Source organism: Nocardia sp. NPDC050793, from assembly GCF_040654065.1.
In the GTDB taxonomy this organism is placed as follows: domain Bacteria; phylum Actinomycetota; class Actinomycetes; order Mycobacteriales; family Mycobacteriaceae; genus Nocardia.
Map to the genome: position 1 here is coordinate 1 of NZ_JBFAHG010000037.1, position 1117 is coordinate 1117.

General features: G+C 67.0%; 1 protein-coding gene and 1 pseudogene. One reads left to right on the plus strand and one right to left on the minus strand.

Annotation, left to right across the window (positions count from 1 at the left end):
• A pseudogene (locus tag AB0H50_RS35575) lies at positions 1–330 on the plus strand (nitronate monooxygenase); the annotation flags it as partial.
• Between the two features lie 97 nt (positions 331–427).
• Here the strand turns inward: AB0H50_RS35575 and AB0H50_RS35580 are convergent.
• A partial coding sequence (locus tag AB0H50_RS35580) for a glycoside hydrolase family 15 protein (protein ID WP_357461683.1) occupies positions 428–1117 on the minus strand: 690 nt, incomplete at its 5' end.

A 1117-nucleotide genomic window follows, 5' to 3' on the forward strand; every position in this document is an offset into this window, starting at 1 on the left:
GAAACGGTGGGCCCCGTGTACGCGCGCACCAAGATCGTCGACGCCACGAGCGCCGACACCGTGTACACCGACGTGTTCGACAGGGCGAGGCACCAGCCGTGGCCGTCGCGATGGGGTGGACGCGCCTTGGTGAACGCGTTCACCGAGCGGTGGCACGGCCGCGACGAATCCGAGGACATCCTCGCCGAGGCCTACACCGGCGACGATCCCGACATCGGCGTGGTCTATGCGGGGCAAGCCGTCGGGTCGGTGCGGGCGGAGCGACCCGCAGGTGACGTGATCCGTGAGATCGCCGTGCAGGCGGAAGCCCTTCTGTCGCGGTTCCGCTGACCCGGAACGCTCCCTGTCGTGCGTTCGGCCCCCGTCGTGCGGCACTGTTGCGACTCGGAGAGCCGATCCGTATGTGCGACAGCGCCTTCCGCTGCACTCAGGAAGCCGGATGCCCGGGCCGGAACTCCCCGGTCTGCACTTTGTGTTCGGCGCGGACGACATGCACCACGGCGTTGATCTGCGCGAGATGTGTGAAGGCCTGTGGGAAATTGCCGAGGTGCCGGCCCGACGCCGGATCGATCTCCTCCGCATAGAGTTTCAGCGGGCTGGCGTACTCGAGCAGGCGATGGCAGAGCATTGCGGCGCGCTCCACCTCGCCGATCTCCACCAATGCCGACACCAGCCAGAAGGAACAGATCGTGAAGGTTCCCTCCTTCCCGTTGAGTCCGTCGTCGGTGGTCTCGACGCGGTAGCGCAACACGAGTCCGTCGTCGGTCAGTTCGTCGGCGACGGCGAGCACGGTCGCGCGGACCCTCGGGTCGTCGGCGGGAAGGAAGCGCAGCAACGGGATCAGGAGCGTCGAGGCATCGAGAGACGGATGGCCGTAACGCTGTGTGAACACGCCTCTTTCGTCGACTCCGTGCTCGAGGACATCGGCTTTGATCTCGTCGGCGATCGCCGCCCACCGCCGCGCATGGCTGTCTCGGCCGTGAAGGTCGGCCAGCTTCGCGCCACGGTCCAGGGCCACCCAGCACATGACCTTCGACGACGTGAAGTGCTGAGGTTCGCCCCGCACTTCCCAGATGCCCATGTCCGGTTCGCGCCAATGGGTGACCGCCTCGTCGAC